General features: G+C 74.0%; 15 protein-coding genes. 6 read left to right on the top strand and 9 right to left on the bottom strand.

Annotated elements, in window-relative coordinates; translation table 11 throughout:
* Positions 1-28 precede the first annotated feature (28 nt).
* From ACLIN4_RS27980 to ACLIN4_RS27965, 4 genes are all read right to left on the bottom strand, one after another.
* Positions 29-1486: an NCS2 family permease gene (locus tag ACLIN4_RS27980; RefSeq protein ID WP_100049141.1), complete on the bottom strand. Its 1458-nt coding sequence runs from the start codon at positions 1484-1486 to the stop codon at positions 29-31.
* A 203-nt stretch (positions 1487-1689) separates the two neighbouring features.
* Positions 1690-4074, bottom strand: coding sequence for a xanthine dehydrogenase family protein molybdopterin-binding subunit (locus ACLIN4_RS27975; protein ID WP_411576353.1), 2385 nt, complete (start codon positions 4072-4074; stop codon positions 1690-1692).
* Between the two features lie 2 nt (positions 4075-4076).
* Complete coding sequence (locus ACLIN4_RS27970) at positions 4077-4670, bottom strand: (2Fe-2S)-binding protein (RefSeq protein WP_107479807.1); 594 nt, start codon at positions 4668-4670, stop codon at positions 4077-4079.
* Positions 4670-5560, bottom strand: a complete 891-nt coding sequence (locus tag ACLIN4_RS27965; protein ID WP_289909562.1) for an FAD binding domain-containing protein — start codon at positions 5558-5560, stop codon at positions 4670-4672. The genes ACLIN4_RS27970 and ACLIN4_RS27965 overlap by 1 nt, the downstream gene beginning before the upstream one ends.
* Before the next feature lie 297 nt (positions 5561-5857).
* Here ACLIN4_RS27965 and ACLIN4_RS27960 point away from each other — a divergent pair, with 297 nt between their 5' ends.
* Both ACLIN4_RS27960 and ACLIN4_RS27955 read left to right on the top strand, forming a co-directional pair.
* Positions 5858-7543 carry a PucR family transcriptional regulator gene (locus ACLIN4_RS27960; protein ID WP_107480496.1) on the top strand — a complete coding sequence of 562 codons (1686 nt, stop codon included), beginning with the start codon at positions 5858-5860 and terminating at the stop codon, positions 7541-7543.
* Positions 7544-7704: 161 nt separating this feature from the next.
* A complete protein-coding gene (locus ACLIN4_RS27955) occupies positions 7705-8502 on the top strand; it encodes a hypothetical protein (protein ID WP_269957282.1) in 798 nt (265 codons plus the stop codon).
* Positions 8503-8866: 364 nt separating this feature from the next.
* Here the strand turns inward: ACLIN4_RS27955 and ACLIN4_RS27950 are convergent, their stop codons facing one another.
* The 4 genes from ACLIN4_RS27950 to ACLIN4_RS27935 all read right to left on the bottom strand — a co-directional run bounded on the left by ACLIN4_RS27950 (position 8867) and on the right by ACLIN4_RS27935 (position 11612).
* Positions 8867-9505, bottom strand: coding sequence for a hypothetical protein (locus ACLIN4_RS27950; protein ID WP_289909557.1), 639 nt, complete (start codon positions 9503-9505; stop codon positions 8867-8869).
* A gap of 544 nt (positions 9506-10049) precedes the next feature.
* Positions 10050-10874, bottom strand: a complete 825-nt coding sequence (locus ACLIN4_RS27945) for a rod shape-determining protein (RefSeq protein ID WP_179350636.1) — start codon at positions 10872-10874, stop codon at positions 10050-10052.
* Positions 10871-11239: a TraR/DksA family transcriptional regulator gene (locus ACLIN4_RS27940; RefSeq protein ID WP_100049733.1), complete on the bottom strand. Its 369-nt coding sequence runs from the start codon at positions 11237-11239 to the stop codon at positions 10871-10873. Before ACLIN4_RS27940 ends, ACLIN4_RS27945 begins: the two co-directional genes overlap by 4 nt.
* A 46-nt stretch (positions 11240-11285) precedes the next feature.
* Entirely contained in the window at positions 11286-11612 is a 327-nt protein-coding gene (locus tag ACLIN4_RS27935) for a TraR/DksA family transcriptional regulator (protein ID WP_107480470.1), read from the bottom strand.
* A gap of 366 nt (positions 11613-11978) precedes the next feature.
* Here ACLIN4_RS27935 and ACLIN4_RS27930 point away from each other — a divergent pair, with 366 nt between their 5' ends.
* The 4 genes from ACLIN4_RS27930 to secD all read left to right on the top strand — a co-directional run bounded on the left by ACLIN4_RS27930 (position 11979) and on the right by secD (position 16741).
* A complete protein-coding gene (locus tag ACLIN4_RS27930; RefSeq protein ID WP_179350637.1) occupies positions 11979-12935 on the top strand; it encodes a HAMP domain-containing sensor histidine kinase in 957 nt (318 codons plus the stop codon).
* Between the two features lie 2 nt (positions 12936-12937).
* The gene (locus ACLIN4_RS27925) at positions 12938-13666 is read left to right on the top strand and encodes a response regulator (RefSeq protein ID WP_289909550.1); all 729 of its coding nucleotides are present in this window, start codon (positions 12938-12940) and stop codon (positions 13664-13666) included.
* Positions 13667-13774: 108 nt separating this feature from the next.
* On the top strand, positions 13775-14326 hold the full coding sequence (locus ACLIN4_RS27920; RefSeq protein ID WP_411576352.1) for a hypothetical protein: 552 nt from the start codon (positions 13775-13777) through the stop codon (positions 14324-14326).
* A 75-nt stretch (positions 14327-14401) separates the two neighbouring features.
* Complete coding sequence (gene secD, locus ACLIN4_RS27915; protein ID WP_107478451.1) at positions 14402-16741, top strand: protein translocase subunit SecD; 2340 nt, start codon at positions 14402-14404, stop codon at positions 16739-16741.
* A 27-nt stretch (positions 16742-16768) separates the two neighbouring features.
* On the opposite strand, the gene ACLIN4_RS27910 is transcribed toward secD, so the two are convergent.
* A complete protein-coding gene (locus ACLIN4_RS27910; protein WP_382088287.1) occupies positions 16769-17722 on the bottom strand; it encodes a GntR family transcriptional regulator in 954 nt (317 codons plus the stop codon).
* Positions 17723-17814: the final 92 nt, after the last annotated feature.

Below are 17814 nucleotides of genomic sequence, written 5' to 3'. Positions count from 1 at the left end.
CGTGGTGGAAGGGTTCCCGAAGCCGCCGCTAGTGCACCCCCATCCAGCTCTCGATCGGGTTGAGGGCGAAGTAGACGATGAAGACGGCCGTCAGGGCCCACATGAACGCGCCGATCTCCCGGGCCTTGCCCTGGGCGATCTTGATGGCGACGTAGGAGATCACGCCGGCGGCGACACCCGCCGTGATGGAGTACGTGAACGGCATCAGGACGACGGTCAGGAAGACCGGGATCGCGGTGGCGCGGTCGGCCCAGTCCACGTGCCGGGCGTTCATCATCATCATGGCGCCGATGACGACCAGCGCGGCGGACGCCACCTCCTGCGGCACGATCGCGGTGATCGGCGTGAAGAAGAGGCAGGCGGCGAAGAACAGGCCGGTGACGACCGAGGCGAGCCCGGTGCGGGCGCCCTCGCCCACGCCGGTCGCGGACTCGACGAAGACGGTCTGGCCGGAGCCGCCCGCCACACCGCCGATGGCACCGCCGGCGCCGTCGATGAACAGCGCCTTCGACAGGCCCGGCATGCGGCCCTTGTCGTCGGCGAGCTTGGCCTCGGTGCCGACGCCGATGATGGTGGCCATCGCGTCGAAGAACCCGGCCAGCACCAGCGTGAAGACGATCATGCCGACGGTCATGGCGCCGACGTCGCCCCAGCCGCCGAACTCCACCTCGCCGAAGAGCGAGAAGTCCGGCATGGAGACCGCGCTGCCGTGCAGTTCGGGGGCGCCGTTGGCCCACTGCTTGGGGTCGATGACACCGGTGGCGTTGAGCAGGGCCGCGACGATCGTTCCGCCGACGATGCCGATCAGGATCGCGCCGGGGGTGTTGCGCGCCTGGAGCATGAAGATCAGGAGCAGGGTGCCCGCGAAGAGCAGGACGGGCCAGCCCGCGAGCTCGCCGGCGGGGCCGAGCTGGAGCGGGGTCGCCTTGCCGCCGTGGACGAATCCGCCCTTCACGAAGCCGATGATGGCGATGAACAGGCCGATGCCCATGGTGATGCCGTGCTTGAGCGCGAGCGGGATCGCGTTCATGATCATCTCGCGCAGCCCGGTGACCACGAGCAGCATGATGACCACGCCGTACATCACGCACATGGCCATGGCCTGCCCCCAGGTCATCTGGGGGACGACCTGTCCGGCGATCACTCCGGACACCGAGAGTCCGGCGGCCAGGGCGAGCGGCACCTTGCCGACGAAGCCCATCAGGAGCGTGGTGACCGCCGCGGCGAGCGCCGTCGCGGTGATCAGGGCCTTCTGGCCCAGGGTGTTGCCCGCGACGTCCTCGCCGCCGAGCAGGATGGGGTTGAGCAGGACGATGTACGCCATCGCCATGAAGGTGGTGATGCCGCCGCGCACCTCACGCGCGACCGTCGATCCTCGGTGGGTTATGTGGAAGTACCGGTCGAGCCAGGACCGGCCGGAGGGGACGCGGGAACCCGCGCCCGCGTCCTCGGCGGTGGTCTTGGGCTCCACGGACTGCTGGGTCATGGGGCCGTCTCCCAAGGTTCATAGGGGCACCCGCGCGGGCCGCTGGGGCGGCTGCGGGATTTGGGATGTGCACGACCCGGGGGACGGCCCGAGACGAACGCATGCGTGGGTGGTGCTTTTGGGCCCGCGAGCGGGGCGGTACCCGGGGTGTCCTCCGGGCGGCGCGGAGTGTGTGACGTTCCGTGCGCCGCCCGGAGGTCTGCTCACGCCGTGCCGGTGAGGTGTTCCGGCCGTACCGGCGTGCGGTCGAGCGCCAGCCCGGTCGCGTCCCTGACGGCCGCGAGGACCGCCGGGGTGGACGACAGGGTGGGGGCCTCGCCGACGCCGCGCAGCCCGTACGGCGCGTGGTCGTCGGCGAGTTCGAGCACGTCGACCGGGATCGTCGGCGTGTCGAGGATCGTGGGGAGCAGGTAGTCCGTGAAGGACGGGTTCTTGACCTCTGCGGTCTTCGGGTCGACGACGATCTCCTCCATGACGGCGATGCCCAGGCCCTGGACGGTGCCGCCCTGGATCTGGCCGAGGACGGAGAGCGGGTTGAGCGCCTTGCCGACGTCCTGGGCGCAGGCCAGCTCGACGACCTTGACCAGGCCGAGTTCGGTGTCGACCTCGACGACGGCGCGGTGCGCGGCGAAGGAGTACTGGACGTGGCCGTTGCCCTGGCCGGTGCGCCGGTCGAAGGGTTCGGTCGGGCGGTGCCGCCACTCCTCCTCGACCTCGATCACCTCGTCCCCCAGTACGTCCGCGAGATCGGCCACGACCTCGCCGCCGTCGGTGACGACCTTGCCGTCCTCCAGGAGGAGTCCGGCCGTCGCCCAGGCCGGGTGGTGCGTGCCGAACGTGCGGCGGCCGAGGTCCAGGACCTGCTCCCGGACCAGCTCGCAGGCGTGTTTCACGGCGCCGCCGGTGACGTACGTCTGCCGGGAGGCGGAGGTCGACCCGGCCGACCCGACCTGTGTGTCGGCCGGCTGGATGGTCACCTGGCCGACGCCCAGCTCGGTGCGGACGATCTGCGCGTGGACGGTGACGCCGCCCTGGCCGACCTCCGCCATGGCGGTGTGCACGGTGGCCACCGGCTCGCCGCCGACGACCTCGACGCGGACCTTGGCGGTGGAGTAGTCGTCGAAGCCCTCGGAGAAGCCGACGTTCTTGATGCCGACCGCGTAGCCGACGCCGCGGACGACGCCCTCGCCGTGCGTGGTGTTGGACAGGCCGCCGGGCAGTTGCCGTACGTCGGTGCCCTCGCTGGACTCCCACTGGCGCTCGGGCGGCATGGGCCTCGCCTTGACGCGGCGCAGGAGTTCGGCGACGGGGGCGGGCGAGTCGACCGGCTGGCCGGTGGGCATGATCGTGCCCTGCTCCATGGCGTTGATCCGGCGGAACTCGACCGGGTCCATGCCCAGTTCCTTCGCCAGCTTGTCCATCTGCGCCTCGTAGGCGAAGCACGCCTGGACGGCGCCGAAGCCGCGCATGGCGCCGCAGGGCGGGTTGTTGGAGTAGAGGGCGAGTGCCTCGATGTCCACGTCGTCGATCACGTACGGGCCGGCCGACAGCGAGGCGGCGTTGCCGACGACCGCCGGGGAGGAGGAGGCGTAGGCGCCGCCGTCCAGGACGATCCGGCACTTCATATGCGTGAGCCTGCCGTCCCTGGTGGCGCCGTGCTCGTAGTGGAGCCTGGCCGGGTGGCGGTGGACGTGGCCGAAGAAGGACTCGAAGCGGTTGTAGACGATCTTGACGGGCTTGCCGGTGCGCAGGGCCAGCAGGCAGGCGTGGATCTGCATCGACAGGTCCTCGCGCCCGCCGAAGGCGCCGCCCACGCCGGACAGCGTCATCCGCACCTTGTCCTCGGGCAGCCCGAGCACGGGGGCGATCTGACGCAGGTCGGCGTGGAGCCACTGGGTGGCGATGTAGAGGTCGACGCCGCCGTCCTCGGCGGGGACCGCGAGGCCGGACTCGGGGCCGAGGAAGGCCTGGTCCTGCATGCCGAAGAAGTAGTCGCCCGTCACGATCACGTCCGCCCGCCGCGCGGCCCGGTCGGCGTCGCCGCGGACGATCGGCTGGCGGTGGACGATGTTCGGGTGCGGGACGTGGGCCAAGTGGTGGTCGGTGCGGTTCTCGTGGACGAGGATCGCGTCGGGGGCGGTGGCGGAGGCCTCGTCGGTGACGACGGGCAGCTCCCGGTACTCCACCTTGATCTTCGCGGCGGCGCGGCGCGCGGTCTCCGGGTGGTCGGCGGCGACGATGGCGACCGGCTCGCCGTGGTGGCGGACCTTGCCGTGGGCGAGGACCGGGGTGTCCCGGATCTCCAGTCCGTAGTGGCGTACGTCGGTCGGCAGGTCGTCGTACGTCATGACGGCGTACACGCCCGCCTGGGCCAGCGCCTCGGAGGTGTCGATGGAGACGATCTCCGCGTGCGCGACGGTGGAGCGCAGGATCTGCCCCCAGAGCATGTCCTCGTGCCACATGTCGGACGCGTACGCGAACTCGCCGGTGACCTTGAGGGTGCCGTCCGGGCGGAGCGTGGACTCGCCGATGCCGCCCTTGGTGCGGGTGCCCTGGGTGATGCGGGTGGGAACGCCGTCGGCAGCCATGCTCAGACCCCCTCGGACCGGCGGGCGGCCGCCAGGCGGACCGCGTCCATGATCTTCTCGTAGCCCGTGCAGCGGCACAGGTTGCCCGAGAGCGCCTCGCGGATGTCCGCGTCGGACGGGTTCGGGTCGCGCTCCAGCATCTCGTCGGCGGCGACCAGCAGACCCGGCGTGCAGAAGCCGCACTGGACGGCGCCGGCGTCGATGAACGCCTGCTGGACGGGGGACAGTTCGGCGCCCTCGCCGGCCTGCGAGTCGTGGCCGGTGGCCTGCCACCGCCTGGCCCGGTCGAGCGGGGTGCCCCCGCCGCCGGTCTCGCGGGCGCCGGTCTCGCGGCCCTCGGCGCGCTCCCTGGCGAAGTCCGCGAGGCCCTCGACGGTGACGACCTCGCGCCCCTGGACCTGGCCGGCGGCGACCAGGCAGGCGCACACCGGGACGCCGTCCAGGCGGACCGTGCAGGAGCCGCACTCGCCCTGCTCGCAGGCGTTCTTGGAACCGGGCAGGCCCAGCCGCTCGCGCAGCACGTACAGCAGGGACTCGCCCTCCCACACGTCGTCGGCTTCCTGCGGGCGTCCGTTGACGGTGAAGGTGACGCGCATCACGCCGCTCCCTCGGTGGTGTGGCGGGCGCCGCGGTACGACTCCCAGGTCCAGGTGAGCGTCCGGCGGGCCATGACGCCGACCGCGTGGCGGCGGTAGCCCGCGGTGCCCCGGACGTCGTCGATCGGGTCGCAGGCGGCGGAGCACAGGTCGGCGAACCGCTGGGCGACGGCCGGGGTGATGATCTCGCCGTTGTCCCAGAAGCCGCCCTCGTCGAGCGCCGCGTTCAGGAACTCCTCGGCGGCCGTGGCCCGGATCGGGGTGGGCGCCGCGGAGCCGATGCCGGTACGGACCGTGCGGGACCCGGGGTGCAGGGCGAGGCCGAAGGCGCACACGGCGATGACCATGGCGTTGCGGGTGCCGACCTTGGAGAACTGCTGGGGGCCGTCCGCCTTCTTGACGTGCACGGCGCGGATCAGCTCGTCGGGCTCCAGGGCGTTGCGCTTCACGCCCGTGTAGAAGGCGTCGATCGGGATCAGCCGCTTGCCGCGCACCGACTCGACCTCCACCTCCGCCCCGGCGGCGAGCAGCGCCGGATGGGCGTCGCCGGCCGGGGAGGCGGTGCCGAGGTTCCCGCCCACGCCGCCGCGGTTACGGATCTGCGGGGAGGCGACCGTGTGCGAGGCGAGGGCGAGACCCGGCAGCTCGGCGCGCAGGTTCTCCATGATCCTGGTGTAGGGCACGGAGGCGCCGAGCCGTACGGAGTCCTCGCCGACCTCCCACTCGAAGAGGTCGCCGACGCGGTTCAGGTCCATCAGGTACTCGGGCCGGCGGTGGTCGAAGTTGATCTCCACCATCACGTCGGTGCCGCCCGCGATCGGTACGGCGGTGGGGTGCTCGGCCTTCGCGGCGAGCGCCTCCTCCCAGTCGGCGGGGCGAAGGAAGTCCATGACCGGCTCTCCTCTTCGTCGTCTGGTGGGTCGTACGGATCGAGCCAACACGCACTCCGCGGGCCCGGCTCGTTCAAGTGCTGTTCACGTGGAGTGCGCTCAGTACACCGCCCGCTGCTCCACCAGGGTCAGTCGCAGAAACCATGAAGGAGTTGGCTGGCCAGGGCGGTCATCTTGTAGATTCGTATGAAAGGAGGCTCTCGGAAACCTCCTTGTTTTCCACTGGTCCCTCCGGAAATCGGGCGACACAGCCGCGTGACCTGGAACACTTCGAGACAAAGAACGGCGGCGACGAGAATGCGGCTGCGCGCACTGCTGGACACCGACGCGCTGGGCCTCAAGCTGCTCGGCGGCGAGGGCGAGCTGGACCGCTCCGTGCGGGGCGTGATGACCACCGACCTGCGGGACCCCAGCCGCTACCTCTCGGGCGGCGAGCTGGTCCTGTCCGGCCTGGCCTGGCGCCGGGACGCCGCGGACTCCGACCCGTTCGTGCGCATCCTCGTCCAGGCCGGTGTGGCCGCGCTCGCCGCCGGTGAGGCGGAGTTGGGTGACGTGCCCGAGGATCTGGTGGTGGCGTGCGCGCGGCACCGGCTGCCGCTGTTCGCGGTGAACGAGTCGGTGGCCTTCGCGACCATCACCGAGCACGTGGTCCGGCAGGTCTCGGGCGAGCGGGCCGGGGACCTCGCGGCCGTGGTGGACCGGCACCGCCGGATGATGACCTCGGGCCCGGCGGGCGGCGGCCCCGACGTGGTCCTCGACCTGCTCGGCTCCGACCTGGACCTGCGGGCCTGGGTGCTGTCGCCGACCGGGCGGCCGGTCGCCGGACCGAAGGACGCCGGTCCCGCCCTTTCCGCCGAGGTGTGCGCGAAGCTGGCGGCGGAACACCTCGCCGCCACCCGCACGGGCCGGCGCGCGCCGCACCGGGTGCCGCTGGGCGGGACGACGTACAGCCTCTTCCCGGTGCGCGGCACCGGACGTGCGCCGCAGAGCGCGGCCGGTACCGGCCGCGACGTGCGGGAGACGGTGCTGTCGGACTGGCTGCTGGTGGTGGAGGCGGACGCCGGGGACTGGGCCGAGGAGCGGCTCGACCTGCTGTACGGCGTCACGCAGCTGATCGCCGTCGAGCGGGACCGGCGGGACGCGGCGCGCACGGTGCGGCGGCGGCTCGCGCAGGAGGTCCTGGAACTGGTGCAGACGGGCGCGGCGCCGGCCGAGATCGCGGCCCGGCTGCGGGTGGCGGCGCCGGTGCTGCTGCCGGGCCTCGGCGCCGCCCCGCACTGGCAGGTGGTCGTGGCCCGCGTCGAGTGGGAGGACGACGAGGCGGAGACCGGGCCGGTCGCCCAGACGCTGCTGGAGGAGATCCTCGTCGACCCGCTCGCCACCGGCCCCGAGCACTCCGACCGCATCGCGGTGGCGCACACCGGCGAGGAGGCCGTGGCCCTGGTGCCGCTGCCGGCGGTCTCCACCGAGCACGACGGCTCGGAGACGGGCATCCTCGCGGACGCGCTGCTGGAGTCCGTACGGGAACCGCTGTCGGCCGGGCTGGACGGCGACGGGCGGGTCACGCTCGGCGTCAGCGCGGCCGTGCACTCGGCGGAGGGGCTGCGCGGCGCCCTGGAGGAGGCCCGGCACGCCCGGCGGGTCGCGGCGGCACGCCCCGGCCGGGTCTGCGCCGCGGGTCACCAGGAGCTGGCCTCGCACGTCCTGCTCCTCCCCTTCGTCCCCGACGACGTGCGCCGGGCCTTCACCGCCCGGCTGCTGGACCCGCTGCGGGACTACGACCGCCGCCACCGCGCCGAGCTGATCCCGACGCTGGAGGCCTTCCTCGACAGCGACGGCTCCTGGACGCGCTGCGCCACCCGGCTCCACCTGCACGTCAACACGCTGCGCTACCGCGTCGGGCGGATCGAGCAGTTGACGGGGCGTGACCTGTCGCGCCTGGAGGACAAGCTGGATTTCTTCCTGGCACTGCGGATGAGCTGAGGCGCGGACGCGCGGACGCCCTTCCCGGCGCCGAACCTCGGCGCCGGGAAGTCCCACGACTTTGTGAAAAATTTCACCCATCCCCTTGGCCCGGCCGCCGTATCCGTGCTGAGATGCCGCCACCACTCGAGAGCTCGATGGCGTGCTAAGGGGAGGGCGACGTGGCGCATTCCGCCATGGCTGGTTCTGGTTGGGGAACGACCGAGGGTGACGATCCGCTCCAGACCGCCGTGTGGCGGTTGCGTTCGCGCGCCTGCTGGGCCGACGCGGCGGCCCTGCTGGAGCCGGTCACCGCGGCGGCCGCGTTGCAGCGGACCGCGCTGCTGGTGGAGCGGTGTCTGTACACCGAGCAGGGCTGGGCGGACGCCGAGGACGCGCTGCGCACCGCCGAGGCGCTGGCCCACAGCGACGAGGAGCGCGGCGCCGCCGCCTGCGAACGCGGTCAGCTCGCGTACGCCGCCACCGTGCACGGGGTACGGGACCGCGCCGACGAGGCGCGGGCCGCGCTGGGCCGCGCGGCGGCACTCGTCCCGCCGGGGGCCGCGGGCCGGGCGCTGCTGGACTTCCGGCGCGGGCTGCTCGCGGAGAACCTGACCCGGTCGCCGCAGGCCGCCCGCGCGGCGTACCGGCGGGCCCACGCCGGCGCCACCGCGCACGCCGATCCGCTCCTGCAGTCCTTCACCTGGCGGCACCTGGCCGGACTGGCCCTGCGGGAAGGGGAGTTGGCCGAGGCACGGCACGGCTTCGCCGAGTCGCTGCGGATCCGCGAGGAGCTGGGCTACCTCGTCGGCACGGCGCCGGCACTGGTGTCGCTCGCCGACGCGGAGTCCGAACCGGAGGCGTCGCGCCTGCGGGAGGAGGCCCGACGGCTGTTCAAGCTGCTCGGCGGCGTGCCGACGTGGCTGGCCCGGCATCTGGCGCCGCCCGCGGCGGGCGCGGCGGGCGCGGCGACGGCCTGACTGCCGTGAGGGCTGAGCGTCGTGACACGCACCCGACCGTCGTCGCACCCGACCGCCCCTGACGGCCGATCCCTTGACGGCCTATCCCCGTAACCCCTGACCGCTGTCACGCCCGATCGCCGTGACACCCGACCGCCGTCACACTGACCGCCGTGACACCCGACGACCGTGACGGCCGACCGTCGTCACACTGACCGCCGTGACACCCGACGACCGTGACGGCCGTCGGCCGTGCGGCGGAAGGGCCGTGCGGCGAGTGGCAGGCCGACGTGAAGCCCCGCGCCGCCCCGCAGCCGGCGGCAGCAGCGTGCGCGGGACGGCGCGGTGCCGGCCGCGGCCGACGCGGCGAACCGCACGACGGCCGTCACGGGGCCCTGCTCCAGCGCGGGGCGGTGTCGGCCCAGGCGGCGTCCCATCCGGCCAGGTTGCGGCGGTGCAGGACCAGCCCGGTGACGCCGTGGACCGCGAGGCCGGTCAGGACGACGCCCAGGAAGGCGAGGATGGCCCAGCCCATCGTCCGGCTGCGGATCTGGTCGGCGGTGAGTGGCGGCCCGGTGATCTCTCCGGTCGCGTCGACCCAGACCAGGACGGTGCTGTCCGCGGGGAGCCCCGGCTCGACGTCCGTCTCTCCGGTCCTGGTCGTCCCGTCGGGGCCGGTGAAGCGGACCTCGACCGGGTACCGGGTCTTCTTCGCCTCGTCCGATCCGGGCTCGGGGTGGCGCGGGGCGTCATGGACGAGGACCGCGGGACGGTGGTCCCGGGTCCGGGCCTCGTGCTCGGCGGTGCTCCGGTAGTGACGGTGGACGGTGTCGCCGACGGCGTACATCGCCGCCGGTGCCGCCGACAGCACGGCGAGCACCAGCCCGAGGGCGATCCACGCCTGGACGCGGTCGGTACGGCGCCGCAGGGGGTTGCGTCGCCACCGCCACAGCAGAAGGTGCGGGTCCCTTCCGGGGGGAGGATCGGGGGGCGGTGGCTGGGCGCGAGGTGTCTCACCGGCCACGGTGGTGCCTCCTTCCTGGCTCGGGGCAGCCGGATCGGGGCCGTCGGTGCGGGGTGGCGCCGACGGCGGCGGGTGGGGGGAACGGTTCGGGGCGTGGTCCGGGCGCGTGGAGTGTGCGGGGCGGGCGTACGGAGCAAGGCGGCGTACGGCTCGGGCGGTGGACGACCCCGGCGGGCGCCGGTCCCGGGAGTGTGGCCGGCGCCCGCCGGGTGGCTGGGCAGGTTCGCGGTCGTGGGTCGGACGGTGGAGAGCCGGGCACGCGCGCGGGCCGGCGGTACGCCTCCGCCGCCGAGGTGGGGCCTGCGGAGCCCGGTCGCCGCACCGCTCCCGCGTGCCGATCCCCGAAGGACCGCAGGACCGCAGGACCGCGAGAAGCGTCGGCCAGGTTCGGGGCCCGGCCCGTGACGCGGACGCTTCGCGGGCCGCGCCGCGCATCGCCCCCATCCGCCGGGCGGGGCCGAGGGCGGACCCGGCGCGGGCACGGCGCGCGGCGTCGGGCAGGGCCCCGGCCGACGGCACCGGCGTCCCGGCGTCCGCCGGGCCGTCAGTGCGGGTGTTCGTCCGGTGGGTCCGTGCCCGCGGTGGACGGGTGGGAGTGCGCCGCCCCGAGGAGCTTGGCGGCGCCGCGGACGGCGGCGGTGTGCGGAGCCGGCACGGCGCGCAGGGGGACGTGCAGTCTGCGGGTGAGGTCGCAGGTGATCTCGGGGCGCAGGGCGCCCCCGCCGGCCAGCAGCGGTCCCCTGCCCAGGGCGTCGACGGTGAGGGACGTACGGTCCTGGCGCAGCATCGAGGTCGTCATGTCGGCCACGGCCTCCCCGATCTCCCCGGCCGGCGTGGCCTCGCCGAGGTCGCCGGTGCCCAGCGCGGTGCGGCGCGCGTCGAAGACGGCGCCGTCCACCAGGAGCACCACCTCGGTGAGGTGCGCGCCGATGTCGATCACGAGCAGCGGCCGGGACAGGTCCGCGCCCGCCGCGAGGGCCACGGCCCGCGCGCTGGGCACGGTCAGCACACTGCGCGGGCGCAGCACCTCCACGGCCGTACGGGCCTCGTTGCGGAAGGCGTACCCGTCCAGCACCGGCGCGGTGACCACCACCAGGGGCCGGGTGAAGCGGGGCAGCCGGTGGCCCAGCAGCCGGTCGAGCATCCGGGCCGTGCCCGGCGTGTCGACGATGGAGCCGCGCTGGATGGGATACACCGCGCCGGCGCCCGGAAAGGTCACGGTCGGCACGTCGAGGATCATCCCCCGCCCGGCGACCCAGGCGCGGGTACGGGCGCTGCCCATGTCGAGGGCGACGCCGGTGCAGTGCCGGCACATCGGCCAGGGCCGGTGCGGGGCACGGGCGGTACGGGACCGGCGGACCACGGTCATCGTCCCGCCTCCCGCACCTGCTGGCAGCGAGCGCAGTAGCGGGCCTGCGGCACGATCATCAGGCGCTCGCGGTCGACGGGACGCCGGCACAGATGGCAGCGGCCGTAACGGCCGTCCGCCAGGCGGGCGAGGGCCGCCTCGACGTCGGCGAGGACCATGCGCGCGGAGGCCGCGAGCTTGACCCGGACCTCGGTCTGCGCGGCGCCCGGCCGGCTCGGCTCGCCGGCGCGGGACGGGACGGCCGCGATCTGCCGCAACTGCTCCTCGCGGAACCTCCGCTGCTCGTGGAGGTTCTCCTCGAGCACGGCGAGGTCCGCGGGCGACAGACGCGTGTCGCGGTCACCGATGATCTGCTTGTTCACCACGTCACCCCTTGGGCAGGGCGGGAGAGGAAGGCTGGACGGACGACGGTCAGGCGGCGGCGCGGCGCTGACAGGCGACGCAGTACCGCGTGTACGGGAGGATCTCCAGCCGCTCCCCCGGTACGGACTTGCCGCAGCCCATGCAGGCGCCGTAGGTGCCGGCGTCGATACGGGCGAAGGCCTCGTCGATCTCCTTGAGCACCCGCTCGATGGCGGCCTGCTGCGCGGACATCAGCTGGTCGTCCGCCTGGCCGCTCTCCCTGAGGGCCTGGAGCTGGGTCATACGGGTGTTGCGGGCGTGTTCGAGGCGCTGGCGTGCCTCATGAGCGGTCAGCCGCTCGGGGCGGGGTTCGATGCGGGAGGCGTCGAGCGACACGGTGCGTCCTTTTCTCGCAGAGTTCTGCGGGTACGGCGAGCGCCGGGCCGAACGGGCCCGGTCAGCCTCAACCATGGCCAAGGCGACCGGGGAAACCCATCGGGCGCAGGCCCCATTTGCCCGGGGGCCGAGGATCCACTCGGTGGGGCGCCGACGTCCCGGAATGGGTGCGCGGCCACCCGGAAATGGGGGTCGGAACCCATCGACCCGACGGCTCCCGGCGAGGCACGCTGGTCGCTTGCTCGGTCGCGACCGGGGCCCGCTTCGCCGGACGGGCCCGGGGACCGCGGCTCCCACCGAGGGTGCGCGATGACCGACAGTGGAGGCGTACCAGTCGACGCGTCGCAGAAGGAGGCGTACCCCCCGGTGTCCCTGTTCTGGCGGATCTTCGGGCTCAACTCGGTGGTGCTGGGCTTCGCCACGGCACTGCTGCTGTGGGCTCCGGTGACCGTCTCCGTTCCGGTGCTGCTGACCGAGGCCGTCATCCTGGTGGGCGGCATGGGCGTGATGCTGGTGGCCAACGGCGCCCTGCTGCGCTGGGGTCTGGCGCCCCTGGACCGGCTCACGAAGATGATGACCACCGTCGACCTGCTGCGCCCCGGCCAGCGGCTCCCGGTGTCCGGCGGCGGTGACGTGCCCGAGCTGATCCGCACCTTCAACGCGATGCTCGACCGGCTGGAGCACGAGCGGGCCACGAGCAGCGCCCGCGTGCTGCTCGCCCAGGAGGCGGAGCGCCGGCGTATCGCCCAGGAGCTGCACGACGAGGTCGGGCAGAGCATGACCGCGATCCTTCTGGTGCTCGGCCGCGCCGCGGACGACGCCGACGAGCCGATGCGCGCGGAGCTCCAGCAGGCGCAGGAGATCACCCGGGAGAGCCTGGACGAGGTCCGCCGTCTGGTGCGCCGGCTGCGGCCGGGCGTCCTGGACGACCTCGGGCTGATCAGCGCGCTGTCCTCGCTCACGCACGACTTCGCCACCCACACCGGGCTGCGGGTCGTCCGCCGCTTCGACGCCGACCTGCCCGCCCTGGACCAGGAGACCGAGCTGGTCCTCTACCGTGTGGCGCAGGAGAGCCTGACCAACGCCGCCCGCCACGCGGACGCCGAACGCGTGGAGGTGAGCCTCGGCCGGGCCGACGGCGCGGTGGCCCTCACCATCGCCGACGACGGCCGCGGCACCGCCGAGGCGGCCTGCGAGGGCGCCGGCATCCGCGGCATGCGGGAACGGGCCCTGCTCATCGGAGCCACCCTCGACATCACCTCGGCAACCGGCGCCGGCACCCGCATCCGGCTCACCGCACCCGTCCCCAGGAAGCAGCCCTGACCATGTCCGACCCGTCCCTGCCCGACCCGTCCCTGCCCGGGACCGCCGCGTCCGCCCCGTACGCGGCGCCCTCGTCCGACCCGGCGAGGATCCGCATCCTGCTGGCCGACGACCACGCGCTGGTGCGGCGCGGGGTACGGCTCATCCTCGACCGGGAGCCGGACCTGGAGGTCGTCGCCGAGGCCGGGGACGGCGCGGAGGCCATCGACATGGCACGGGCGCACGCCGTGGACCTGGCGGTCCTGGACATCGCGATGCCCCGCCTGACCGGTCTTCAGGCGGCCCGTGAGCTGGCCGCGCTGAAACCGGGGCTGCGCATCCTGATGCTGACGATGCACGACAACGAGCAGTACCTCTTCCAGGCGCTGAAGTCCGGGGCCTGCGGATACGTCCTCAAGTCCGTCGCCGACCGCGATCTGGTCGCCGCCTGCCGGGCCGCGATGCGCGACGAGCCCTTCCTGTACCCGGGTGCGGTGACCGCCCTGATCCGCAACTACCTCGACCGGGTCCGGCACGGCGAGGAGAACGCCGACCACATCCTCACGCCCCGGGAGGAGGAGGTCCTCAAGCTGGTCGCCGAGGGCCATTCCTCGAAGGAGATCGCGGAGATCCTCTTCATCAGCATCAAGACCGTCCAGCGGCACCGGGCGAACCTGCTGCAGAAGCTCGGCCTGCGCGACCGCCTGGAACTCACCCGTTACGCCATCCGCGCCGGGCTCATCGAGCCCTGACCCACCCCGGACCGCCCGGGGCTCCGGCCGCCCACTCCCCGGCCCGGGCCCCGGGCCCGCTCCCCCCGCCCGGCCGCTCAACCGCCACCCAAACGAAAGGGACGGTGCATGCGCCCCACACCTCGCACCGCCCCCGCACCCCACACCACCTCCACACCGCGCACCCCCGCACCACGCACCGCCGCACCACGCACCGCCACCACCCCCCGCACCCCCGCCCCACGCACCACCCCCGCACCCCCCACCCCCGCACCGCGCACCACCCCCACCCCCCGCACCCCGCCGAGCCACCGCCTCGCCGCGACGCTCACCGCGCTGCTGGCCGTCCTGCTGACCCTGGTACCGGCCGGTCCCGCGGCCGGGGCGGGCCTCGCTCTGCCGGAAGCGGTCCCCGCGGCGACGACCGTTCCGCGACCGGACACCGGTTTCCACGCCGACGACGGCTGTGCCACCACCTGCGCCACCCAGGTCAGGGCCCGGCACGACCACCTCGGTGAGCGTCCGGCGCCCCCGGACCGCCTCGCCACGCCCACGCGCCTGACCGGCCTCGCCCCCGCCGCTCACCGGCGGGCCACGGCGGCGCCCGGTTCCGTACCCGTCTCCCCCGGCCGCACGAGCCACGACCGCGGACGGGCGCCTCCCGCCTCCTCCGGCACCTGAGACACCCCGTCCTTTTCCTTCTTCCGCCGCGGCCGCGCTGGGCCGCCGCCGTGGCGTGCCTGCCGGAGGCCCGTGTTGAAACGTTCCCGACCCCGCTCCCGCGCCCACTCCCTGAGGGGCCGTGCGCTCCTCGCCCTCCTCGTGATGGCCGGGGCCGTGGCCATCGCCCTGACCATGCCGATCCGCCTCGGACTCGACCTGCGCGGCGGCACCCAGATCGTGCTGGAGACCAAGTCCACCAAGACCACCAAGGCCGACCGCGAGGCCACCGACCGCACCGTGGAGGTGCTGCGCGGCCGTATCGACGCGCTCGGCGTCGCCGAACCGTCCATCGTCCGCTCCGGCGACAACCGCGTCGTCGTCGAGCTGCCCGGCGTCCAGGACCCGAAGCAGGCGGCCGACGTGCTGGGCCGCACCGCGCAGCTCACCGTGCACTCGGTGCTCGGTGCGGCGGAGAGCACCGAGCAGGACGCCGGGACCGCGTCCGGTGAGGACGGCGAACGGGTCCTGCCGGACGAGGACGGCCAAGCCCTGCGGCTGAAGGCCCCGACGCTGACCGGTGAGGACGTCAAGGGCGCCGACGCCCGCTTCGACCAGCAGGGCGGAGCCGGCTGGCACGTCACCGTCGACTTCAAGGACGCGGGCGGGGACCGCTGGGCGAAGGTGACCGGCGAGGCCGCCTGTCATCCGGCCGGCGACCCGCAGCGCCGGGTCGCCATCGTGCTCGACGACAAGATCATCTCCTCGCCGCAGGTCGACCCGTCGGTGGCCTGCGGGGCGGGCATCGCCGGCGGCTCCACCCAGATCACCGGCTCCTTCGACGACGCCGAGGCCCGCGAGCTGGCGCTGCTCGTCAAGGGCGGCGCCCTGCCCGTGCCGGTCGAGACCATCGAGCAGCGCACCATCGGCGCGACCCTCGGCGACGAGGCGATCTCGGCCGGCGCCTGGGCCGCCGTCGTCGGCACCGCGCTCACCGCGCTGTTCATCATCGTCGTCTACCGCCTCATGGGCGCCCTCGCGACCGTGGCGCTGCTCTGCTACGGCCTGATCTCCTACGCCGCACTGGCCGCGGTCGGCGCCACCCTGACCCTGCCGGGCCTGGCCGGCTTCGTCCTGGCCATCGGCATGGCGGTGGACGCCAACGTCCTCGTCTTCGAACGCGCCCGCGAGGAACAGGCCGCCCGGACCCGCCCGAGCACGCGCTCCTCGCTGACCGCCGGCTTCCGCAGCGCCTTCAGCGCGATCGCCGACTCCAACATCACCACGCTGATCGCCGCCGCCCTGCTGTTCTTCCTGGCCTCCGGCCCGGTGAAGGGCTTCGGCGTAACCCTGGGCATCGGTGTGCTCGCCTCCATGGTCAGCGCCCTGGTGATCACCCGGGTGCTCGCCGAGTTCGCCGCGAGCCGCCCGTCGGTCTTCCGCCGCCCGCACATCACCGGCATCTCGACCACGGGCCCGGTCCGCGACGCGCTGCTGCGCCGCGACCCGTTCCTGATGCGCCGGCCGCGCCGCTGGCTGGCGGCGTCCGCGGCCGTCCTGGTGGTGGCCGGCTCCGGCATCCTGGTCCGCGGCCTCGACTTCGGCATCGAGTTCACCGGCGGACGGCTGATCGAGTACTCCACGGCCACCCAGGTCGACGCCGACCGGGCCCGGGACGCCCTGGCCGACGCGGGCTTCCCCCGTGCCGTGGTCCAGTCCTCCGGCGACGGCGACCTCACGGTGCGCACCGAGGAGCTGACCGACGCCGAGGCGGAGACCGTCACGAAGACCGTCGGCGAGCTGGGCGGCGAGACGGAGAAGGTCCGCGACGAGCTGATCGGCCCCAGTCTGGGCGAGGAGCTGCGGCGGGACGCCCTGATCGCCCTGGGGCTGGCCCTCGGCGCGCAGTTGCTGTACCTCGCCTTCCGGTTCCGGTTGCTGTTCGGCACCGCGGCGGTCGGGGCGCTCGCCCACGACGTGGTGATCCTGGTCGGTGTCTTCGCGTGGCTGGGCAAGCCGATCGACGGGGTGTTCCTGGCCGCGCTGCTGACCGTGATCGGCTACTCGGTCAACGACTCGGTCGTCCTCTTCGACCGCATCCGGGAGCTGCTCGGCGGCAAGGACCGCAAGACACCCTTCGCCCGGCTCACCAACCGGGCGATCCTGCAGACCCTGCCCCGGACGGTCAACACGGGTATGGGAGCGGTGCTCATCCTCGCCTCGCTGGCCGTCCTGGCCGAGGACTCGCTGACCGACTTCGCCCTCGCGTTGCTGATCGGTGTGGGGGTCGGGACGTACTCCTCGGTGTTCACCGCCTCTCCGCTGGCCATCGAGATGTACGACCGGGGCAGCGGGTCCCGGCGGTCCCGCCGCGAGGGGCGGGCCGCGGAGAAGGCGGTGCCGGCCAGCCGCGCGGAACGGCAGGAGGTGTCGTAGGCGGCCCGTCCTTCCCGAGGGGAGCGCTCAGGGCGCCGTGCCGAAGTGCTCCCCCACCAGGGCCCGCACCACGTCCTGGTCGCCGGCGATCAGCGCGTCCAGCAGTGCCGTGTGTTCGTGCGCGTCGGCGATCAGGTCGGCCCGTCCCCGTGCCGCGGGGGTGCCGGCCGGCGGCCACTGGGCGCGGCGGTGCAGGTCGCCGGCGATCCCGACGAGCTGTTCGTTGCCGGCCAGCGCGAGCACCGCGCGGTGGAAGGCGCGGTCGGCCTCGGCGTAGGTCGCCGGGCAGCCGGACGACGCGGCCCGGACGGTGGCCTCGGCGAGGGGGCGCAGCCGTGCCCACCGCTCGGGGGGCACCGTACGGGCCAGGCGGAGCCAGACCGGGGCTTCCAGCAGGGCCCGGACCTCGGCGAGCTCGGCCAGTTCCCGGTCGCCGCGCCGGACGACGCGGAAGCCGCGGTTGGGGACGACCTCGACGGCGCCCTCCACGGCCAGCTGCTGCATCGCCTCGCGCACGGGCGTGGCCGAGACGCCGAACCGCTCGCCGAGCGCGGGCGCCGAGTAGACCTCGCCGGGTCGCAGCTCGCCGGCCATCAGCGCGGTGCGCAGGGCCTCGAGGATCTGTCCGCGCACGGAGGAGCGCTGGACGAGGACGCGCGGGCGGGGCGCGGGGGGCTCGCTGTGGGTGTGCTCGCCGCGGGCGGCGCCGACCGGCTCCCCGGCACCGCGGGCAACCCCTACCGCCTCACCGGCACCCCGGGCGCGGCCTCCGGCCCCGTCCCGGCTGGGGTCGTCGCCCCGGTCCCGGCCCGGGTCCCGCCGTTCCCGGTTCACGTCCTCGGCACGGGGCTGCGCCGGGACCCGCGCCGCCGGCGCTCCCGGCACCGCGGGTGCGGCGGACGCCCCCGAGGTCTCGGCCGGACCGGCGGCCCCGACGCGTCCCGCTCCCGTCCCTCCGGGACCCTGCGCGCTCGGCTTCACGGGTCCTCCTGCGGACGTGTCGGTACTTGAGGTCATTACGGCGGGTTGTCGCTTGTCCGTCAAGCACCATAAAGGCACGGGCCGTCAGTTCA

Source organism: Streptomyces mutabilis (assembly GCF_046628145.1).
Lineage (GTDB): Bacteria > Actinomycetota > Actinomycetes > Streptomycetales > Streptomycetaceae > Streptomyces > Streptomyces mutabilis.
Note: the sequence above shows the minus strand (reverse complement) of the source record. Positions and strands in the feature narration are given on the sequence as shown.